This window comes from Paraburkholderia unamae (genome assembly GCF_003096875.1).
Classification (GTDB): domain Bacteria; phylum Pseudomonadota; class Gammaproteobacteria; order Burkholderiales; family Burkholderiaceae; genus Paraburkholderia; species Paraburkholderia unamae.
In genome coordinates this window covers 27001-46909 of record NZ_QEOB01000014.1, presented here as the reverse complement: position 1 = coordinate 46909, position 19909 = coordinate 27001, and the positions used below count along the sequence as shown (strand labels likewise).

General features: G+C 67.1%; 16 protein-coding genes. 3 read left to right on the top strand and 13 right to left on the bottom strand.

Translation table 11 applies throughout. The features are described from left to right. The first annotated feature begins 55 nt into the window (after positions 1-55). Complete coding sequence (locus C7402_RS27265) at positions 56-1492, top strand: CoA transferase (protein WP_116612844.1); 1437 nt, start codon at positions 56-58, stop codon at positions 1490-1492. Between the two features lie 27 nt (positions 1493-1519). Here C7402_RS27265 and C7402_RS27260 read toward each other — a convergent pair whose 3' ends face one another. Further along, the gene (locus C7402_RS27260; protein ID WP_112173238.1) at positions 1520-2266 is read right to left on the bottom strand and encodes a GntR family transcriptional regulator; all 747 of its coding nucleotides are present in this window, start codon (positions 2264-2266) and stop codon (positions 1520-1522) included. A 161-nt stretch (positions 2267-2427) separates the two neighbouring features. Between C7402_RS27260 and C7402_RS27255 the strand changes: the two genes are divergently transcribed. Then, a complete protein-coding gene (locus C7402_RS27255) occupies positions 2428-3273 on the top strand; it encodes an aldo/keto reductase (protein ID WP_116612843.1) in 846 nt (281 codons plus the stop codon). A gap of 282 nt (positions 3274-3555) precedes the next feature. Here the strand turns inward: C7402_RS27255 and C7402_RS47090 are convergent, their stop codons facing one another. The 11 genes from C7402_RS47090 to C7402_RS27200 form a co-directional block, all read right to left on the bottom strand. Beyond that, positions 3556-4611 carry a hypothetical protein gene (locus C7402_RS47090; protein WP_165842009.1) on the bottom strand — a complete coding sequence of 352 codons (1056 nt, stop codon included), beginning with the start codon at positions 4609-4611 and terminating at the stop codon, positions 3556-3558. 510 nt (positions 4612-5121) lie between these two features. Beyond that, entirely contained in the window at positions 5122-7242 is a 2121-nt protein-coding gene (locus C7402_RS27245) for a dipeptide ABC transporter ATP-binding protein (RefSeq protein ID WP_244314951.1), read from the bottom strand. Then, positions 7239-8165 (bottom strand): ABC transporter permease, encoded by a 927-nt coding sequence (locus C7402_RS27240; RefSeq protein ID WP_116612842.1) that lies wholly within the window; start codon positions 8163-8165, stop codon positions 7239-7241. The genes C7402_RS27245 and C7402_RS27240 overlap by 4 nt, the downstream gene beginning before the upstream one ends. A 5-nt stretch (positions 8166-8170) precedes the next feature. Continuing rightward, positions 8171-9199 (bottom strand): ABC transporter permease, encoded by a 1029-nt coding sequence (locus C7402_RS27235; protein WP_116612841.1) that lies wholly within the window; start codon positions 9197-9199, stop codon positions 8171-8173. 40 nt (positions 9200-9239) lie between these two features. Next, the gene (locus C7402_RS27230; RefSeq protein ID WP_116612840.1) at positions 9240-10937 is read right to left on the bottom strand and encodes an ABC transporter substrate-binding protein; all 1698 of its coding nucleotides are present in this window, start codon (positions 10935-10937) and stop codon (positions 9240-9242) included. A 269-nt stretch (positions 10938-11206) separates the two neighbouring features. Continuing rightward, entirely contained in the window at positions 11207-12229 is a 1023-nt protein-coding gene (locus C7402_RS27225) for a HoxN/HupN/NixA family nickel/cobalt transporter (RefSeq protein ID WP_112173233.1), read from the bottom strand. Between the two features lie 27 nt (positions 12230-12256). Continuing rightward, positions 12257-12772: a cupin domain-containing protein gene (locus C7402_RS27220; RefSeq protein WP_116612839.1), complete on the bottom strand. Its 516-nt coding sequence runs from the start codon at positions 12770-12772 to the stop codon at positions 12257-12259. A 232-nt stretch (positions 12773-13004) separates the two neighbouring features. Beyond that, positions 13005-15113: an elongation factor G gene (gene fusA, locus C7402_RS27215; protein ID WP_112173413.1), complete on the bottom strand. Its 2109-nt coding sequence runs from the start codon at positions 15111-15113 to the stop codon at positions 13005-13007. A gap of 306 nt (positions 15114-15419) precedes the next feature. Then, on the bottom strand, positions 15420-15938 hold the full coding sequence (locus C7402_RS27210; RefSeq protein ID WP_165842008.1) for a DUF192 domain-containing protein: 519 nt from the start codon (positions 15936-15938) through the stop codon (positions 15420-15422). Between the two features lie 236 nt (positions 15939-16174). Beyond that, complete coding sequence (locus C7402_RS27205) at positions 16175-16396, bottom strand: hypothetical protein (RefSeq protein ID WP_116612838.1); 222 nt, start codon at positions 16394-16396, stop codon at positions 16175-16177. A 363-nt stretch (positions 16397-16759) separates the two neighbouring features. Beyond that, positions 16760-17341 carry a pseudouridine synthase gene (locus C7402_RS27200; protein ID WP_112173229.1) on the bottom strand — a complete coding sequence of 194 codons (582 nt, stop codon included), beginning with the start codon at positions 17339-17341 and terminating at the stop codon, positions 16760-16762. Positions 17342-17790: 449 nt separating this feature from the next. On the opposite strand from C7402_RS27200, the gene icd reads away from it, so the two are divergent. After that, a complete protein-coding gene (gene icd, locus C7402_RS27195; protein WP_112173228.1) occupies positions 17791-19047 on the top strand; it encodes an NADP-dependent isocitrate dehydrogenase in 1257 nt (418 codons plus the stop codon). A gap of 61 nt (positions 19048-19108) precedes the next feature. Here icd and C7402_RS48345 read toward each other — a convergent pair whose 3' ends face one another. Continuing rightward, a complete protein-coding gene (locus tag C7402_RS48345; protein WP_133254562.1) occupies positions 19109-19804 on the bottom strand; it encodes a lipid-binding SYLF domain-containing protein in 696 nt (231 codons plus the stop codon). Positions 19805-19909 lie beyond the last annotated feature (105 nt).

Sequence of the window (19909 nt, the reverse complement as noted above, 5' to 3'; positions counted from 1 at the left end):
GCGACGATGCCATCACACGAACCCGGCCACTGACCTCGCACAAGGACCTCACGCCATGACGCCACGCGACGCGCTCGAACACCTCTGGATGCTGGCCGACTGCGACCCGGCCGCGCTCGGCCTGCTCGACATCGAAGGCGACGATCCGGGCCTGCCGTCGGTTTTCCGCGTGGGTACGCTGGCGGCGGCGAGCATCGGTGCGGCGGGGCTCGCCGCCGCGCAATTGCACGCATTGCGCAGCGGGCGCACTCAACGTGTGGGGATCGACATGCGCCGCGCGCTCGCGGCGTTTCGCAGCGAGCGCTATTTGAGCGTGGACGGCAAGCCGCCCACCGAGCTGCGGCACCCTGTGACGGGCCATTTCCCCACCGGCGACGGGCGCTGGGTCCAACTCCACGCGAACTTCCCGCATCACCTCGCGGGCATCCTGCGCGTGCTCGGCTGCGCGGACGACCGCGACGCGGTGGCGCGCGCGATCCTCGGCTGGGAAGGCGCGGCGCTCGACGACGCGCTCGCGCAAGCCGGCCTGTGCGCCGCGCTCGTGCGTGCGCCGCGCGAGTGGGCCGCGCACGAACAGGCGAGGGCGGTGGCGAGCTTGCCGCTGTTCGAGATCGAGCGTATCGGCGACGCGCCGGCCGAGGCGCCGCGCGCGGGCAGCGGCCTGCGCGCGCTCGAAGGCGTGCGCGTGCTGGACCTCACGCGCATCATCGCGGGGCCGGTGTGCGGGCGCACGCTAGGACAGCACGGTGCGGACGTGCTGCTCGTGAACGGCCCGCACTTGCCGAATATCGCGCCGCTTGTGATCGACAACGGGCGCAGCAAGCGTTCGGCCACGCTCGACTTGCGCGACGAAGCCGCGTGCGGGCAGTTGCGCGCGCTCGTGCGCGACGCCGATGTGTTCGTGCAGGGCTACCGCCCCGGCGCGCTCGCCGCGCGCGGATTTGCGCCCGAAGCGCTGGCGCAGCGGCGGCCCGGCATCGTGTGCGTGTCGATCAGTGCGTATGGCCATCGCGGGCCGTGGCGCGAGCGGCGCGGCTTCGACAGCCTCGTGCAGTCGGCGAGCGGCATCGTCTGGGCGGAGAGCGTCGCCGCCGCGCGCGTGGGCAACAGTGCCGCTATCAGCGCGGGCGCGCAACCGTTCGCGCAGGCCCGCCCGCTGCCGTGCCAGGCGCTCGATCACGCCACGGGCTATCTCGCGGCGTTCGGCGCGATGGTCGCGCTCGCGCGGCGCATGCGCGAGGGCGGCAGCTGGCATGTGCGCCTCTCGCTCGCGCAAACGGGCCGCTGGCTCCAGACGATGGGCACGCTCGACGACGGCCAGCGCGCGCCCGAGGTGAGCGCCGCCGATATCGCCGATTGTCTCGAGGAGATGGCCTCGCCGTTCGGGCGCGTGCGCGCGGTGGCGCCCGCCGAGCGGCTCGAACTCACGCCGCCGTTTCACTCGCGCGCGCCGGTGCCGATCGGCACGGACGCGCCGGTGTGGCTCGCGTGAGGGCGTGCGCCATGAACCGGAGCGGGCTTACTTCCTCAGTTCCGCGACGAAATCGTAGTAGTCGTTGCGGCAGTAGGTGTCGGTGAGCTCGATGGCGCGCTGGTCGGCGGTGTAGCCCACGCGCGTGATGAGCAGCAGCGCCTCGTTGGGCGCGATGCTCATTTGCCGCGCGATTTCCTCGCTCGCGTTCACGGCGCGAAAGTGTTGCAGCGCGCGCACGATCGACAGCCCGCGCTGTTCGAGGAAGCTGTAGAGCGAGTCGCCGATCGCATTGGGATCGGGAATCAGCGCGGCGGGAAAGGTGGAATTCTCGACGGCCATGACGATGCCGTCGGCCAGACGCAGCCGCTTCAGGCGCGTGACGGCCGCCGCCGGCGAGAGCCCGAGCTGGATCACCTCGTCGCGGCTCGCGGGCTGGATCTCGCGCGCGAGCCAGCGCGAGCTGGGCGTGAAACCGCGCTGGCGCAGCATCTCGCTGAAGCTCGTGAGGCGCGAGAGCGGGTCTTCGATACGCGGCGTGATGAAGCTGCCCGCGCCCTGAGTGCGGCGAATCAGGCCCTGCTCGACGAGCAGTGCGATTGCCTTGCGCGCCGTGATGCGCGAAACGCCGAGCGATTCCGCGAGCACGCGCTCTGAAGGCAGCGCTTCGCCCGCGTTCCAGCGATTGTCGTGGATCGCGATGCTCAGCTTGCGCGCGAGCTGCAAATAGAGCGGGGTGTCGTTGTCCGGGTCCGGGCGCAGGTCGCGCCAGCGGTCTTCCGTGGGTGCGTTCATGAGAGTAAGGCATGAAAGGCGAACGGCAATTTTATGTCATCGGCGTACGAACACGTTAATGAACGGCTTGCGAAAGTGCGTATGACCGCATTGCACGCCAGGCGATACACTGGTCGCTCGATGGGTACGACGCGCCGCGCGAGCGGGCGCAAAGGGAGATCATGACGACCGATATCGCCAGCGTCGCGTTGCCGGACGGCGAACGCATTCCAAAGCTCGGGCAGGGCACGTGGGAGATGGGCGAGCGCAGCGCGCATCGCGCCGCCGAAATCGCCGCGCTGCGCGAAGGCGTCGCGCTCGGCATGACGCTCATCGACACCGCCGAGATGTACGGCGACGGCGCGACCGAGCGGCTCGTCGGCGAGGCCTTGCAGGGGCTGCGCGACGAGGTGTTTCTCGTGAGCAAGGTGTATCCGCACAATGCGAGCCGCAGCGGCGTGGCGCGCGCGTGCGAGGCGAGCCTGAAGCGTCTTGGCACCGACCGGCTCGATCTGTATCTGCTGCATTGGCGCGGCGGGGTGCCGCTCGCGGAGACCGTCGAAGGCTTCGAGGCGCTCGTGCGCGCGGGCAAGATCCGCCACTGGGGCGTGAGCAACTTCGACACCGACGACATGGAAGAACTGTTCGCGACGCCGGGCGGCGACGCGTGCGCGACCAACCAGATTCTCTACAACGTGGCGCGGCGCGGAGCCGAATTCGACCTGCTGCCGTGGAGCGCCGCGCAGCGCATGCCGGTGATGGCGTATAGCCCCGTCGATCACGCGCGGCTGCCACGGCGCTCGCCGCTCGACGATATCGCGCATGCGCATGGCGTGTCGGTCTATCGCGTGGCGATGGCGTGGGTGCTTCGGCAAAGCGGCGTGTGCGCGATTCCGAAGGCCGGGCGCGTGGAACACGTGCGCGACAATCGCGCCGCGCTCGACCTCGCGCTCAGCGCCGACGACTGCGCGGCGCTCGACGCTTATTTCAAGCCGCCGCGCAGCAAGCGTCCGCTGGAGATGCTGTAGCGAAAAGGAGGGCGCGGCGTCGGCGCTGGTGTTGGGCCGTGCGTCGCGCTCCAGCGCGTGGCCTAATGCGTGGCTTAGCGCATGCGCCGGTGCACGGCGAGCAGGCAGGGCGCGTGGCCGCCGGGCAGTGGCGCGATGCGCGCCGCGCAGCCGGCTTCCCGTCCCCGGCGGCGGGTCCCGGCCGGGGGACCGGAACGCCGCCGCCGACGCCAGGACTGACGCGATTGGCCGTCGCGCCAGATCGGGGTGGCTGCGGCGGCTTGCCTGCACCGCCGTGCAGGTTCAATGCCCGCCGCCATGGCCGCCACCGTGACCGCCGCCGTACCCGCCGCCCGGGCCGCCCGACGGTCCACCCTTGCCGAATCCGCCACCAAAGCCGCCACCGAAACCGCCGAACCCGCCGCCAAAGCCGCCGCCGAATCCGCCTGCGGGGCCGCCCGAAGGTCCGCTGGCCGATCCGCCGTGACTGCCGCAACCACAGCCGCCTGAACTGCCGCCGCCGTTGTTGCCGCCACCGTTGTTACCACCGCCGCTGTTGCCGCCGCCGTTGTTGCCACCGCCGTTGTTGCCACCGCCGTTGTTGCCGCCACCGTTGTTGCCACCGCCGCTGTTGCCGCCGCCGTTGTTGCCGCCGCCGTTGTTACCGCCGCCGTTGTTACCACCACCGTTGTTACCACCGCCGTTGTTACCACCGCTGCTGCTTCCTCCCTTTCCGCCCCCCGAACTGCTCGAGCCGCCACCCGACCCGCTCGGGCCCGTTCCACCTGCGCCGGAACTGCCGCTGCGGGCGGCGCCGGTGGAGCCGGAAGAGCCTGCGGTGCTGGCCGTAGCCGCGCCCGCATTGCCACTACCGTTGGTGTTGCCGTTTCCGCTGCTGCCTGCGCCGCTGCTGCCGCCATTGCCCGCGTTCGATGCGCTGGAGGCGCCCGGACCACGACCGTTGCCCCTGACGCAAGTGCCACCCGGTCGGGTGACGCAATCGTTTGGCGCGAACACCGCGGAAACGTCGCTTGCCAGGCCGGCCGAATCGGACTCCGAATCATTTTTCGAGGGCGTTGCCGCAGCAGACGTTCCTTCGCTGGATATTTGCGCGCCAGGCGACTGCGCAACCGGCGCACCGAAGATTCCCCCGCCTTCCACGCCGCTCGCGGGCAAGGGCGCGTCCGCGACGAGAATGACCGGATTGATGGCATCGCTGTCCGCTGCATGTGCGGCGATTGCGGGGAACAGAACGCCTGCTCCCACCACGCACATTGCCGCTCCCCGAGTAATAGCGTAGTAATGCTTATTAATTGCTGTCCTTTTCATCGTTTTCTCCCCGCGAGGCGGCAGCGTCATGCGCCGTCGCCTCTCATCCCCGTGCAGGGCGGCACGCCTTGTGTGCGTGCGCCGCTCCCCGTCAGGCACACATCCCGATGTCCCGATTCGGGCCTGCCTGCATTGCCACATCAGCGCTACAAAAAAAGCAACCGGCCGACCGCGCGCCGGATGGCCGGATCAGGCAGGACTACTTGTGGATTGTCGGAGCCACTGGCGTGGGACGGCAGATGACAAGCGCGTCGAGCAGCCGGCCATCCGTCCGCCCGTCGTGACGACCCGCGCTGTCGCGCCGGATTGCAGCGGCCGGATGCCTGGTGCCGTTGTAGCCAGTTTTGTGCCATCGGTCCGGCAGCGGCGCGCGCGGTGGACTTGACAATTCATGTGTCGCCCGCGTGACTGAAATCGAGCCAAAAACGTTGCGGCGATGAAACGCGGGGGCCGTGCGGCGCAATTCGCGTTGCAAAGGCGGACAGCGCAACGATTCTCGCGAACGCCGGCGCTTTGCTCGCTGTGTGCGCTACTGCACACTCAGGTCGCCGGCAGCGTGTCCTTCGCCGCGCTCTGTTGTGCGCGGAGTTCATCGAGCGGGATGTGACAGAGAATGCGATGATCGCCGCCAGCATCGGCGAGAGGCGGGGCCGTTTCGTCGCAAAGGGCGCCGAGCCTGCGCGGGCAGTGCGCACTGAAAACGCAGCCCTGCTGCGCGTTGCGCGTGCGCGGCGCGGCATTGGCTGGCGGCGCGCCCAGGGCGCGTGCGGCAAGCAGTGTTTCTGTATACGGATGCCACGGGCCGTCGAACACCGCGCCCGCGGGACCGCTTTCCACCACGCGTCCCGCGTAGAGCACGACGATGCGATCGGCGAGATAGCGCACGACATCGAGATCGTGCGAGATGAACAGATAGCTCACGTCGCGCTCGCGTTGCAGGCGCGCGAGCAGATTCAGAATGGCGGCCTGCACGGAGACATCGAGCGCGGAGGTGGGCTCGTCGCAGATCACGATGCGCGGCTCGCCCGCGAATGCCTGTGCGATGGCCACGCGCTGCTTGAGGCCGCCCGAGAGCTGACGCGCGCGCGCCGCGAGATAGCGCGCGGGCACGCGCACGGCTTCGAGCAGGCCGGCCACGCGTGAATCCTCGGTGGCATCGTGCTCCGCGTGAACGGCCCCGGCAGCCTCGCGCCGCCGCGCCAGCGCGCGAGAGATCAGCCGCTTCACGGGCAGCGCGCGATTGAGCGAGGCGTCAGGATGCTGGAACACCACGCGCAGCGCGGCGCGCTCCTCGGCGCGACGCCGTGCAACGTGCGCATGCAGGGGCTTGCCGTCGAGTTCGACGGCGCCGCCCGAATCGGGCGCGTGCAGGCCGAGCAGCAGCCGCGCGAGCGTCGTCTTGCCGCTGCCCGACTCGCCCACGAGGCCGAGCGTCTCGCCCGCATGCAACTCGATCGACACGCCGTCGAGCGCACGCACCGCGTTCGCGCCGTGCCCGAACGTGCGCGAGACATCGCGCGCGCGCAGCACCACGCGCGGTGCGCCTTCGCGCGTCGAGGTCGAGGGTGTTTCGCTTGCGGATTGCGGGCCATCGCCGCCTGCGATCAGATTCCCGAAGGGCAATTCCATCGCGCGCTCGTGATAGTGGCAGCGCGACATCTGCTCGCCGTGGGCCGACGTCATGCGATGCGGCGGCGGCGCGTGTTCGCGGCAGCGCGCATCGGCAAGCCGGCAGCGCGGCGCGTAGATGCAGCCCGCCGTGCTCGCGCCGGGCGCGGGCAATTCGCCCGGAATGGTGTCGAGTGCGCCTGCGTGCTTGTTGCGCCCGTGCGCGGGCAGGCAGCGCAGCAGGCCGACCGTGTACGGATGGCGCGCGTGCTCGAACACGTCGCGCGTCGCACCTTCCTCTACGAGACGTCCCGCGTAGAGCACGCCCACGCGCTCGCACATGCGCCCGATCACCGCGAGATCGTGGCTGATGAGCAGCACCGCCATGCCCAGTTCCGCGCGCAGCTTCGCAATGAGGTCGAGCACTTCGGCTTCGACGGTGGCGTCGAGGCCCGTGGTCGGTTCGTCGAGAATCAGGAGCGCGGGGTTCGACGCGAGCGCCATCGCGATCACCACGCGCTGTTGCATGCCGCCCGAGAGCTGGTGCGGATAGCTCGCCAGCACGCGGCCCGGATCGGCAATGCGCACGCGCTCCAGCATTGCGTGCGAGCGCGAGCGCGCAACGCTTGCATCGGCGCCTGCGGCCTCGAACGCTTCGCTCAACTGGCGCGCAATGGTGAGCGTGGGATTGAGCGCGCCGGCCGGATCCTGATAGACCATCGATACCGCATTGGCGCGCAACGTGCGCAGACCGTCGGCGTCGAGCGCGAGCACGTCCTCGCCCGCGATCGCGATGCGTCCCGCCTTCACGCGGGCGTTGCGCGCGAGGTAGCGCAGCGCGGCGAGCGCGACCGTCGATTTGCCGCAGCCCGACTCGCCCACGAGCCCATACGCTTCGCCGCGCCGGATGCGCAGCGAGACGTCGGTGAGCACGTCGCGCTCGCGTCCGCGCATGCGATACGCGACGGTGAGGCCGACCAGCGCGAGCGCATCGTCTTCGCGCGGCGCGCTGAAGGTGGCGAGAGCGGGGCGGGCAGAAGCGGGCCGGTTCACGATTGGAGCACCTCGCGCAGGCTGTCGGCGATGAGGTTCACGGCCACCACGAGCGAGGCGATGGCGAGCGCGTCGAACGCCACGGTCCACCATGCGCCGCCCGCGAGCAGCGTGTACGACTCGGCGAGCGCGAGCCCCCAGTCGGCCGAAGGCGGCTGGATGCCGAAGCCGAGAAACGAGAGCGTGGCCACCGCGAAGATCGCGTAGCCGAGACGCACGGTCGCCTCGACGACAATGGGCGGCCACACGTTCGGCAGGATCTCGGTGAACATCACCGTGAACGCATTCGCGCCGCGCAAACGCGCGGCGGCCACATAGTCGAGATGGCGTTCCGCGAGCACCGCGGCGCGCACCGTGCGCGCAACGAGCGGCGCGAACGTCATGCCGATCACGAGCACCACGGCGAGGTTCGACGCGCCTACGGCTGCGATTACGAGGAGCGCGACGATCACGAGCGGCAGGGCGAGCACGGCGTCGAGCGTGCGCGCGACGAGCGTGCCGAACACGCCTTCGAAATAGCCCGTGACGAGTCCGAGCGCCGCGCCCGCGAGCGTACCCACGAGCGTGGCGAGCGGCGCGATCGTGAGGATGTCGCGCGCGCCCACGATCACGCGCGAGCAGATGTCGCGGCCGAGCTGATCGGTGCCGCACCAGTGCGCCGGGTCGGGCGGCAGGAGCGAGCTGAGCGGGTCGGACGCATACGCGTCGTGCGGCGCGAACCATTGGCCCGCGAGCGCGCAGAGCGTCCACCCGACGAGGATCAGCGCACCCGCGACGAACGAGGGCGAGCGCAGCAGCAGATGCAGCGTGTCGCGCAGGCGCGTGTCGGCAAGCGCTGCATCGGGGCGCTCGTCCGGCGGGTTCCCGTCCGGAACGGTTGGACCGTTTGGACCGTCGTCCGGTGAGATTGCTTCGGATGCCATATCGTTCATGCGCCTCCCGGAGCGCGCAGGCGCGGGTCGAGGAGCGCGTGCAAGGCGTCGGCAGCCAGATTGGCGAGCGTGTACACGGCGCCCACCGCGAGCACGCCCGCTTCCAGCAGCGGGAAATCCTTCGCCTTCGCCGCGTTGTAGATGAGCGAGCCGACGCCCGGATAGCGGAACAGCGACTCGACCACCACGAGCCCGCCGATCAGATAGCCAAGCTGCGTGGCCGCCACCGTGACGCTGGGCAGCAGCGCGTTGCGCAGCACGTGCCGCGTGATCACGACGTGGCTCGGCAAGCCCTTGAGGATCGCGGTGCGCGTGTAGTCGGCGTCGAGCGCCGCGATCGTGCCCGCGCGCGCGATGCGCGCGAGATAGCCGAAGAACACGAGCACGAGCGGCAGCACGGGCAACACGAGATGGCGCAATTGTTCGAGCGCGCCCGCGCCGGTGGGCGCGGTGGCTTCGACAGGCAGCCAGCGCAGCCAGATGCCGAAGATGAGGATCAGCACGATCGACGAGACGAACTCCGGCACGGCGCTCGCGCACAGGCCCCCCGTGCTGATCGCGCGATCGATCAGGCGGCCTTCGTGCAGCGCCGCCCACACGCCGCCCGCGATGCCGAGCGGCACCACCACCACGAACGCGAGCAGCCCGAGTTTGGCCGACTGCGCGAGCGCGTCGCTCACGAAGGGCGCGACAGGCTGCTTGTAGCTCCACGACACGCCGAAGTCGCCGCGCAGCGCATGCGTGATCCAGGAGAGATACTGGTCGAGGAGCGGCCGGTCCGCGCCCAGTTCGTGGTTGAGGGCGGCGACCGCGCGCGCGTCGGCGAGCGGCCCGAGCACTGCGCGGCCGATGTCGCCGGGCAGCAACTGGCCGCCCGCGAACACAAGCACCGAGAGCAGCCAGAGCGTGAAGATCGCCCATGCTGCGCGCCGGCCGAGAAAGCGCGCGACGCCCGCGCGCGGGGCGAGCGCACGCGGGCTCGCGATGCCGGTCGACTGGGGCGCTGGCGGGAGCGGAGTAGCCATCGGACCTCCGTTTCGGGTGCGCTCGCGTGGCGCGCCGGGTTCAGGCGGCGAGCGTGGCGCGATCGAAATAGAGCTGGGCGAGCGCCGTGAAGCGCACGCCGGAAAGCGCGGTGCGCTGCGCGATCAACTGGTCGTAGAAGTACGGGATGATCACGGGCGTCTCGTCGAGCAGCAGCGTCTGGATCTGACGCGCCACCTGTTTCTGGGCGGCCACGTCGAGCGTCGCCGCGAACTGCGCGACCAGTTTGTCGTACTGCGCGTTGCGAAAATGCGCAGCATTCCACGTGCCACCCGACGTGAGCGGCGCGTTGAGGAACACATTCGGCACGCCGCGATGCCCATAGTCGGTGATGCCGAGCGGCGAATCGAGCCAGTCCGATTTGCCGAACGTGCCCGCGCCGTAGTACTGCGACTGGCTCTCCACCTTGAGCGCGATGCGAATGCCGACGGCCTTCGCCGCGTTCTGCACGACCACGGCGAGGTCCGGTATCTCCATGTACTTCTCGGTGGTGAGCGTCACGTCGAAGCCGCCCGCCACGCCCGCCTGCGCGAGCAACTGGCGTGCCTTCGCGAGATCGGCCTTGCGCTGGGGCACGTCGGTCGCCGTGGAGGGGAAGATCGGCGCGAAGGGGCTGTCGTTGCCCACCACGGCGCGGCCCTTGAACAGCCCACGCACCATCACATCGCGATCGAGGGCGAGCGCGAGCGCCTGGCGCACGCGCTTGTCCTTGAACACGGGCGAATCGTTGCGCATGTGGATCTGGCGGTGCGCGCTCGAGCGCACGCCGATCACCTTGAAGTCGGGGTTGTTGAGGATGCCGATGCCGCCCTGCACGGTGAAGGTGCCCATCACGTCGGCCTGGTGACCTTGCAGTGCGAGCAGTTGCGCCTGCTCGTCGGCGTAGAACGCGAATTCCACGCGCGCGGGCAGCGCCTTGTCGCCCCAATAGTCGGGATTGCGCACGAAGCTCGCGCCGCGCCGCGCTTCGAATTTGTCGAGCTTGAATGCGCCGGTGCCGATAAAGCTCTTTTCGTAATTGCCCGCATAGTTCGCGGGCAGCATCACGGCATTGTAGTTGTCCGAAGAAACGTAGTAGGCGAAGTTGCCGTTGGGCGCGTCGAGATGGAATTCCACCGTGTGCGCGTCGATGGCCTTCGTGCCGCCTTTGGAGAGCACGCCCTTGAGCACCGAGAGCGCGGCCGAGCCGCTGGCCGGGTCGGCGAGGCGGTCGAACGTCGCCACCACGTCCTTCGCGCCGAACGGCTGGCCGTCGTGAAATTTCACGTCGGGGCGCAGCTTGAACGTCCAGACGTCTGCTTTCGCATTTGCTTTCCACGAGAGTGCCAGGGCGGGTTGCAGGCGGCCTTCGGCGTCGTCGTTGGCGAGGAATTCGCCGGTCTGGTTCAAGAGGCACAGCGCGCCCGCGTCGGTCACGGTGAGCGGATCGACGGCGCCCGCGGGCATCAGGTGCGCCACGCGGATCGTCTGGTTGCCGGGTTTGGCCGCGCCCTGCGCGTGGGCGCCGCGCGGCGCGGCAAGCGCCGCGAGTCCGGCAACGGCGGGCAGCGACGTGAGCCCGATGGCGCTCGCATAACGCAGCAGTTCGCGGCGCGTGAGGCGGCCGGCAAGGAATTCGTCGAGAGCGTGGTTGCCATGATCGCCGGCATGAGCGCGCAGCGGTTCGAGGCGGGACGGGTGGGGCGCGTCATGCGGACGGCGGGACTGCGGTCGTTTCATCGGTGCGGGATTTCCGTGCGGTTCCGTTCAGGGGACGCGCGTGCCCCGAAGGCGGGCGCGACGGCGGCAAGCGGTGCGGCAGACGACGAATGGGTGAAGCGAAGTCGACAAGGTCGGCCTAGTTTACGCGCTTTCGGCAAACGAGGCGAAGGGTAGGGTTTCGCGGGGTTGCGCGCGCTCGCCGCGTTGTGCGAGCGCGCGGCGCGGCTCAGGTGCGGCTCAGGTGCGTTCAGCGAGAGCTGGCCAGGCGCAGGCACACTCGGCGCGGTTCACCGGGCCGCAGCGGGGCGGCGCCAGCGATGGAACAGCACCGAGCCGATCCAGCATGCGATAAACGCGGCGATGATGCCGTAGCCCAGTTCGCCGAAGCGCTCGTTCAGCCCGGCGACGAGCGTCCACGCGCCGCCGCTCGCACCAAGCTTCTCGCCGATGAGACCGAGCGCTTCCACGCCGCCGATCACGATCGCCACGAGCGCCGAGACGAACGTGATGCTCGCGTTGTAGTAGAGCTTGCGCTTGGGGTCGTCCATGGCCCAGCCGTAGGCGTGGACCATCAGCACGTTGTCGGTGGAATCGACGAGCGTCATGCCCGCCGTGAAGAGCGCGGGGAACACGAGAATCGAATACATGGGCAGGCCCTTGCCCGCTTCGGCGGCGGCGATGGCGAGCAGGCCGATTTCGGTGGCCGTGTCGAAGCCGAGGCCGAACAGCACGCCCACGGGGTACATGTGCCAGCTTTTCGTGACGAGCGCGAAGAGGGGGCGCAGCGCGCGCGAGAACAGGCCGGCGGGCGCGGCGGCACGGGCGGCGGCCGCAAGCGCCGCGTCGTCGCCTTGTTGCGCGCGCCGGTAGCGCGTCCACACGTCGCGCAGGATCACGAGGTTCACGCCCGCGAGCACGAGCAGGAAGGTGGACGAAACCAGCGTGCCGATGGTCGAGCCGATCTCGTGAAACTGCTCGAAGCGCCCGTGCAACGACAGCGCCGTGAGCGCGATGCCGAGCGTGGCGACGATCACGATGGTCGAATGCCCGAGCGAGAACGCGAGTCCCACGCCGAGCGGACGCTTGCCTTGCTGCATGAGCTTGCGCGTGACGGCGTCGATGGCGGCGATGTGGTCGGCGTCCACGGCATGGCGCAGGCCGAAGCCGTACGCGAGCAGCGCGGTGCCGAGCAGCAGCGGATAGTGGCGAAAGGCGATCAGCGCCCACGCCCACGCGCCGAGGTTGGCGGCGATGAGCGCGGCGTAGAGCGGAATCAGGCGGGCGCGGAGCGGGGCGGCGGGAGTCGTCATTGGGTCATGCAAACGTGGGCGGGTCGCTCAATGGTCGTGCGGATGCCGGTGGATCGGATCGACCCAGTACACGGTTTCCGGCGCTTCCACGGCGTCGATGTTCAGGTTCACGACAACAGCCTCGTTGTCGCTGCGCACCAGCACGCATTCGAGCGGGTCGTCGGTGCTCGCGTTGATCTCCTGGTGCGGCACGTAGGGCGGCACGAAAATGAAGTCGCCGGGGCCGGCTTCCGCCGTGAACTCCAGATGCTCGCCCCAGCGCATGCGCGCGTGCCCGCGCACGACGTAGATCACGCTTTCCAGCGCGCCGTGATGATGCGCACCCGTCTTCGCGTTCGGATGGATCGTGACCGTGCCCGCCCAGATTTTCTGCGCGCCCACGCGCGCCGCGTTGATGGCGGCCGCGCGGTTCATGCCCGGCGTTTGCGCGGTGTTCGCGTCGAGCTGGTCGCCGCGTATCACCTTGACGCCGTGCTCGCGCCAGTCGGGCGTGGCGTCGTCGTGATGCTCGTGGTCATGGTCGTGATCGTGATCGTGGCTCATCGTCGTGTCTCCTTCGTTTTGGCGGGCCGTGCCAGGCCCGCTTACGTATCGGCTCAATCAGGCTCAATCAGCTCATTGTGACATGGTCAAAAATAGGGCCGAGCGCCGTGCTCCACTGGATGGACAGCGCTTGCGGCGTTGGCTTGCGGACAGAAAAAAAGCCCGCCCCCGCGGCAAGGCGCGGGGACGGGCTTCGGTGCGCCGGGCGGGCTCAAGCCCGGCCAAGGCGCGTTCAGGCCTTCTTCGCGTTGATGACCGCTTCGGCCACGTTCTGCGGGGTTTCGGCGTAGTGCTTGAACTCCATCGTGTAGGTGGCGCGGCCCTGCGTGAGCGAGCGCAGCGACGTGGAGTAGCCGAACATCTCCGAGAGCGGCACTTCGGCACGCACGATCTTGCCGCCGCCGCCCGCGATGTCCTCCATGCCCTGCACGATGCCGCGCCGGCTGGAGAGGTCGCCCATCACGTTGCCCATGAAGTCCTCGGGCGTTTCCACTTCCACGGCCATCATCGGTTCGAGCAGGATCGGCTTGGCCTTGCGCATCGCTTCCTTGAAGGCCATCGAACCGGCCATGCGGAAGGCGTTTTCGTTCGAGTCCACGTCGTGGTACGAGCCGAACGTGAGCGTCACTTTCGTGTCCACCACGGGGTAGCCCGCGAGCACGCCCGCCTTGAGCGTTTCCTGGATGCCCTTGTCGACCGCCGGGATGAACTCGCGCGGAATCACGCCGCCCTTGATGGCGTCGACGAATTCGTAGCCCTTGCCCGGCGGCTGCGGTTCGAGCGTGATGACCGCGTGGCCGTACTGGCCGCGCCCGCCCGACTGCTTGACGAACTTGCCTTCGACGTCTTCGACCTTGTTCTTCACGGTCTCGCGGTACGCGACCTGCGGCTTGCCGACGGTCGCTTCCACGCCGAACTCGCGCCGCATGCGATCGACGAGAATTTCGAGGTGCAGCTCGCCCATGCCCGAGATGATCGTCTGGCCGGACTCTTCATCGGTTTGCACGCGGAACGACGGGTCTTCCTGCGCGAGACGATTGAGCGCGATGCCCATCTTCTCCTGGTCGGCCTTGGTCTTCGGCTCGACGGCCTGCGAGATCACGGGCTCGGGGAAGATCATCCTTTCGAGCACGATGGCATGCGCCGGATCGCACAGCGTGTCACCCGTCGTCGCTTCCTTCAGGCCGACCGCGGCGGCGATGTCGCCCGCGCGCACTTCCTTGATTTCCTTGCGCTCGTTCGCGTGCATTTGCAGAATGCGGCCGAGGCGCTCCTTCTTGTCCTTGGTCGCGTTGAGCACCGTGTCGCCCGATTCCACCACGCCCGAATACACGCGGAAGAAGATCAACTGGCCGACAAACGGGTCGGTCATGATCTTGAACGCGAGCGCCGAGAACGGCTCGTCGTCGGTCGGGTGGCGCTCGATCTCCTTGTCGTGGAGATCGTGGCCGAGAATCGCGGGCACATCGACAGGCGAGGGCAGATAGTCGATCACGGCGTCGAGCATGGCCTGCACGCCCTTGTTCTTGAACGCGCTGCCACAGAGCATCGGCACGATCTCGTTGGCGATCGTGCGCTTGCGCAGGCCGCCCTTGATCTCTTCCTCGGTCAGGCTCTCGTGATCTTCGAGATACTTTTCGAGCAGCGTTTCATCGGCTTCGGCGGCGGCTTCGACCATCTTCTCGCGCCACTCGTGCGCAAGCTCGACGAGATTCGCGGGAATCTCGGCGTATTCGAATTTCACGCCCTGGCTCTCGTCGTCCCAGACGATCGCCTTCATCTTCACGAGATCGACCACGCCCTGGAAGTGATCTTCCGCGCCCACCGGAATCTGGATAGGCACGGCCACGCCCTTCAGGCGCTCGCCGATCTGGCGCTGCACGCGGAAGAAGTCTGCGCCGACGCGGTCCATCTTGTTGACGAACGCGATGCGCGGCACCTTGTACTTGTTCGCCTGGCGCCACACGGTTTCCGACTGCGGCTGCACGCCGCCAACCGAGTCGTACACCATGCACGCACCGTCGAGCACGCGCATGGAGCGCTCGACTTCAATGGTGAAGTCCACGTGCCCCGGCGTGTCGATGATGTTGATGCGGTGTTCGGGGTAATTGCCGGCCATGCCCTTCCAGAACGCAGTGGTCGCGGCCGAGGTGATCGTGATGCCGCGTTCCTGTTCCTGCTCCATCCAGTCCATGGTCGCCGCGCCGTCATGGACCTCGCCGAGCTTGTGATTCACGCCGGTGTAAAAAAGAATGCGCTCGGTGGTCGTGGTTTTGCCGGCATCGATATGAGCGCTGATCCCGATGTTGCGGTAGCGCTCAATGGGGGTCTTGCGAGGCACGGTGATCTCCTTGGAATGACGCGCCATGGAACTGCCGGGCGGCACGCGGCGCGGCCAGCGCGCGGCCCGATGCACCGCATGGCGCCGTCCGTCGTGGCACGTGTCATGCGGGGGATTAATAGGATAGCGCTTGCGCGCCGCTTTTGCAGGAAGGGCGTCGCGGCGGGGGCGTCTCGTTGCGGGCGGGGCGGCGGCGACAGCGGCGTGCGGTGTCCGGAAGCACGCCGGCGGCGGATTGTCGCGCGGGCGCAAAAAAAGCCGGCGCCGCATGCGAGCGGGGCCGGCTTGCGCGCAGCGCGAGTCGGGTTACTGGAGCGGCGGCAGGCCCTGAAGCTTCATGCCGGGCTTGATGCCCTTTGCCGTGAACCAGCCCTTGGGCATTTCGAGCGCGAAGGTGCCGTTGTTGCGCGGGCAGTGGTTGTTGGTCGTTTCCGCCTGCATCTCGTCGATGTCGGTGATCGTGCCGTCGGCGCGAATGAACGCAATCGAGAGCGGGATCAACGTGTTCTTCATCCAGAAGCAGTGCACGGCGTTCTCGCCGAACACGAACAGCATGCCTTCGTTCGGGCCGAGCTGCGTGCGATACATGAGGCCTTGCTCGCGATCCGCGTCGTTGGCAGCGACGGCGGCGTCGATCACGAACATGCCCGCGGTGAGCTTCACACGCGGAAATTCACTGGGTTGCTTCGCGCCAGGCGGCATTTGCTGCGCCTGTGCGAGGGTCGACGTCGCCGCCGTGGTGAACATGAGCGCCGCGCAAGCGGCGAGAGGCAATGCAACGGCGAGCGCGCAGCGCACGAAAAACGGGCGCAGGGAAAATCGCACGAGAGACTCCTTGCTTGAGGTTAATCCGCGCATGTTACGCGACCAGGTCAGAACGGGTCAAAACGCACTCGCGCGGCGCATATCACGCAATATGCTGCACGAGATTATGCATGGCGAGCGGCGTGCGAAAAAAGCACGCGGCCAAACAAAAAGGCAGAACGCCTTGCGGCGCTCTGCCTTTCGTCGCGCTGAAGAGCGGCAACGTATGCCGTTCCTCTTTGCGTCTTACAGCAAGCTTACTCCGAAGCTGCCGAAGCGGCTTCAGCCTTCGCTGCCTTCTTGTGCGACGACTTCTTGTGCGACTTCTTGTGCGTTGCCTTGTGAGCCGGTGCCGAAGCAGCAGCAGCCGGTGCAGCAGCAGCCGGTGCAGCAGCCGGAGCAGCTTCCGGAGCCGAAGCTTGTGCGAATGCAGCCGATGCGAAGAGGCCAGCGACCAGAGCAGCGATCAGTTTGTTCATGTTGTGAATCCTCAGCTTGAGTTAATTAACCAAGTGACCCGGTTATTGGAGTCAGGTCGGTAAACGTGCCATCCACCTTTCGGTTGACAGTCGCTTTCGACAAATTCGCGCGAATTTGCACGAATTGACGTTTCGCGTCTGCTAGCGGTCGGGACTGTGCATTGCTGCGAAGACCCTGAAGGCTGAATGCCGGATAGCTTCGGGAGGCATCTGCGTCGAATAACGCATGGTCTCGCGAGATGGTTGACGCGAAATTTTCGTTTGCTTTGCAACGGGCAAAAAATGAAAGGCGGGGGACGTGGTGCGCGATTCGCACGAAATCGAACAACGCGCGAAAAGTGCTTGCGCAACAGTTACTTGTCGTTACTTGTGTTTATGAGATGTGCTTTGCCACGGCGCATTCGTGGGCACGTCGAGGCTTTCGCCGGGAGCGAGGCCCAGCGAAAAAATATCGAGTGCGCCGATTGCGACGCGCACGAGCCGCAGCGTCGGATAGCCCACGGCAGCGGTCATGCGACGCACCTGGCGATTCTTGCCTTCACTGATCGCAATTTCGACCCATGTGGTGGGAATCGCGGCGCGATAACGAATCGGCGGATTGCGTGGCCACAAATTTTCAGGCTCGGCGATACGCTTCGCGCGACACGGTTGTGTCACGAAGTCGCCGAGATCGACGCCGCGTTCGAGCGCGGCAAGCGCTGCCTCGTCGGGCGCGCCTTCCACTTGAGCCCAATAACGCTTCACGAGCTTGCGTCGCGGTTCAGCAATGCGTGCCTGCAATGTGCCATCGTCGGTGAGAAGCAGCAGGCCTTCACTGTCGGAGTCGAGACGCCCGGCCGGATAGACGCCCGGCACCTTCACCCAGTCCGCCAGTGATTGACGGGTTTCATGCGGCGAGAACTGGCAGATTGTGCCGAACGGTTTATTGAGGGCGATCAAACGCATGACAGGAATGTGAGAGCAAATCGATGGCGGGCTGGCGCCGTGATCTTAAAGCATAATCGGTTTCGTTATTTCTTATGTCTTATATAAGACATAAGATGTGAGCGGGCTGGATCGCGGGTTGACCGGCAGCTTCACGGGATGCGGCGGTGCAGCATCGCAAGCGGCGTGCGGGGCGCGCGAATGCGCGTGTTGGGCGCGGCACGCATGCGCGGGGCGTGGGCTAGAATAACCGCCAGACCCTCACGCGCACGGGCCGCCCGCGCAGCACTGCATGTGCAGTGCGCCGTATGCCGCGTGCCCCTGGACAGTCTTGCTGCGAACATCGACCGCGCCGGATGTCGAGAAGCTGCAACGGCGAGATGCCTCTTGCGCCGGACGAATGGCTTCGTCGCCTCGACACGCGCTGCGTCACACCCGCTACAACAGCCTTGCCCTTACTGGAGTCGATCATGTCGTATCAGCACATCAAGGTTCCGACCGGCGGTGAAAAGATCACCGTCAATCCGGACTTCTCGCTCAACGTTTCCGACCAGCCGATCATCCCGTACATCGAAGGCGACGGCACGGGCGTGGATATCACGCCCGTCATGCTCAAGGTGGTCGATGCGGCGGTGGAAAAGGCCTACGGCGGCAAGCGCAAGATCCACTGGATGGAAATCTACGCGGGCGAGAAGGCCACGCGCGTGTACGGCCCCGACGTATGGCTGCCCGACGAGACGCTCGACGTCGTGAAGGAATACGTGGTCTCGATCAAGGGCCCGCTCACGACGCCCGTGGGCGGCGGCATCCGTTCGCTCAACGTCGCGCTGCGCCAGCAACTCGACCTGTATGTGTGTCTGCGACCGGTCCAGTACTTCAAGGGCGTGCCCTCGCCGGTGCGTGCGCCCGAGAAGGTCAACATGGTGATCTTCCGCGAGAACTCGGAAGACATTTATGCGGGCATCGAGTGGCCCGCGGAATCCGAAGGCGCGAAGAAGATCATCAAGTTTTTGCGCGATGAGATGGGCGTTTCGAAGATCCGCTTTCCCGATAGCTCGGGGTTGGGCATCAAGCCGGTCTCGCGCGAGGGCACGGAGCGCCTCGTGCGCAAGGCGATCCAGTATGCGATCGACAACGAGCGCCGCTCGGTCACGCTCGTGCACAAGGGCAACATCATGAAGTTCACCGAAGGCGCGTTCCGCGACTACGGTTACGCGCTCGCGCAAAAGGAGTTCGCGGCCGAACTGATCGATGGCGGCCCGTGGATGAAGATCAAGAACCCGAAGACGGGCGGCGACATCGTGATCAAGGACGTGATTGCCGACGCGTTCCTCCAGCAGATCCTGCTGCGCCCGGCCGAATACGACGTGATCGCCACGCTGAACCTGAACGGCGACTACATCTCCGACGCGCTGGCGGCGCAGGTGGGCGGCATCGGCATCGCACCGGGTGCGAATCTTTCGGACTCCGTGGCAATGTTCGAGGCGACGCACGGTACGGCGCCGAAGTACGCGGGCAAGGACTACGTGAATCCGGGCTCCGAGATTCTCTCGGCGGAGATGATGCTGCGTCACCTCGGCTGGGTCGAGGCGGCAAACCTCATCATTGCGTCGATGGAGAAGTCGATTCTGCAAAAGCGCGTCACGTATGACTTCGCGCGTTTGATGGAAGGAGCGACGCAGGTGTCGTGCTCGGGGTTCGGGCAGGTGATGATCGAGAATATGTAAGCGTGTCGCGCCTACGATAAGGGGCCGCACGCCCCAATGCAAAACGCCGGCTGAACGATGGTTAGCCGGCGTTTTCATTGTCATTGGCGTAGTACGGCCAAAGATCACTGACTCCCACGATCACGACGCTCGTGCCCGAACCGATCGACCAGCCGCTGCTTTCGTCGAGGTATTGCTTCGCCCCCGCCTGCAAGCCGTACGAGAGCGCACGGGCGTTGTAGTAGCCGAGCACCTTGCCGCCAGCGAGGAAGTCCACCTTCACAATGCCTGATAACATAAGGATGCCGTATGAATTCGCGGCCAGGGCTTTCGCATGCGCCATGATGGGGTACAGGTTGTTCATGGCCGCGCGCGCGTCGTGGCGTCTGCCGTGCGATATGATGATGCGCATCAACTCAGTCAGTTCGTTTCCCCAGGTCGCATGATTTTTCTGTGCCGTCTCCTTCTTGCCTGTCTGTTCGCGTTCTTCGCCGTGCGCGGCGCGTCGGCATGCGAGCACACGCAACGCACGCAGCACGTTGCGCCGGTGGCGCACGCCGTTGTTGCGGTCGGCGACCATTGCGGCACGACGAATCACGGCGGCATGGCGGAAGCCGGGCGCCATGGTTCGCATGGTCACTGCGGCGCGAGTTGTTGCGTCGCCGGCTGCGGTGCGCACTGCGGCGCGCCGCCCGTTGCGACTTCGTTCGGCGTCGGGATGCGTGCCGGTTCCATGCCCGCCGTCCCGCCCGTGACCCTGCGTGCCGGGATTACGCACGCGCCTCCCTTGCCTCCTCCCATCGCCTGAACACGGCCGCTCACGCGTCGTCGGGCGCGGCCCGTTGGTTTTCCGAGGTGCTTCGCGCGCGGGCAGCGCAGGCGA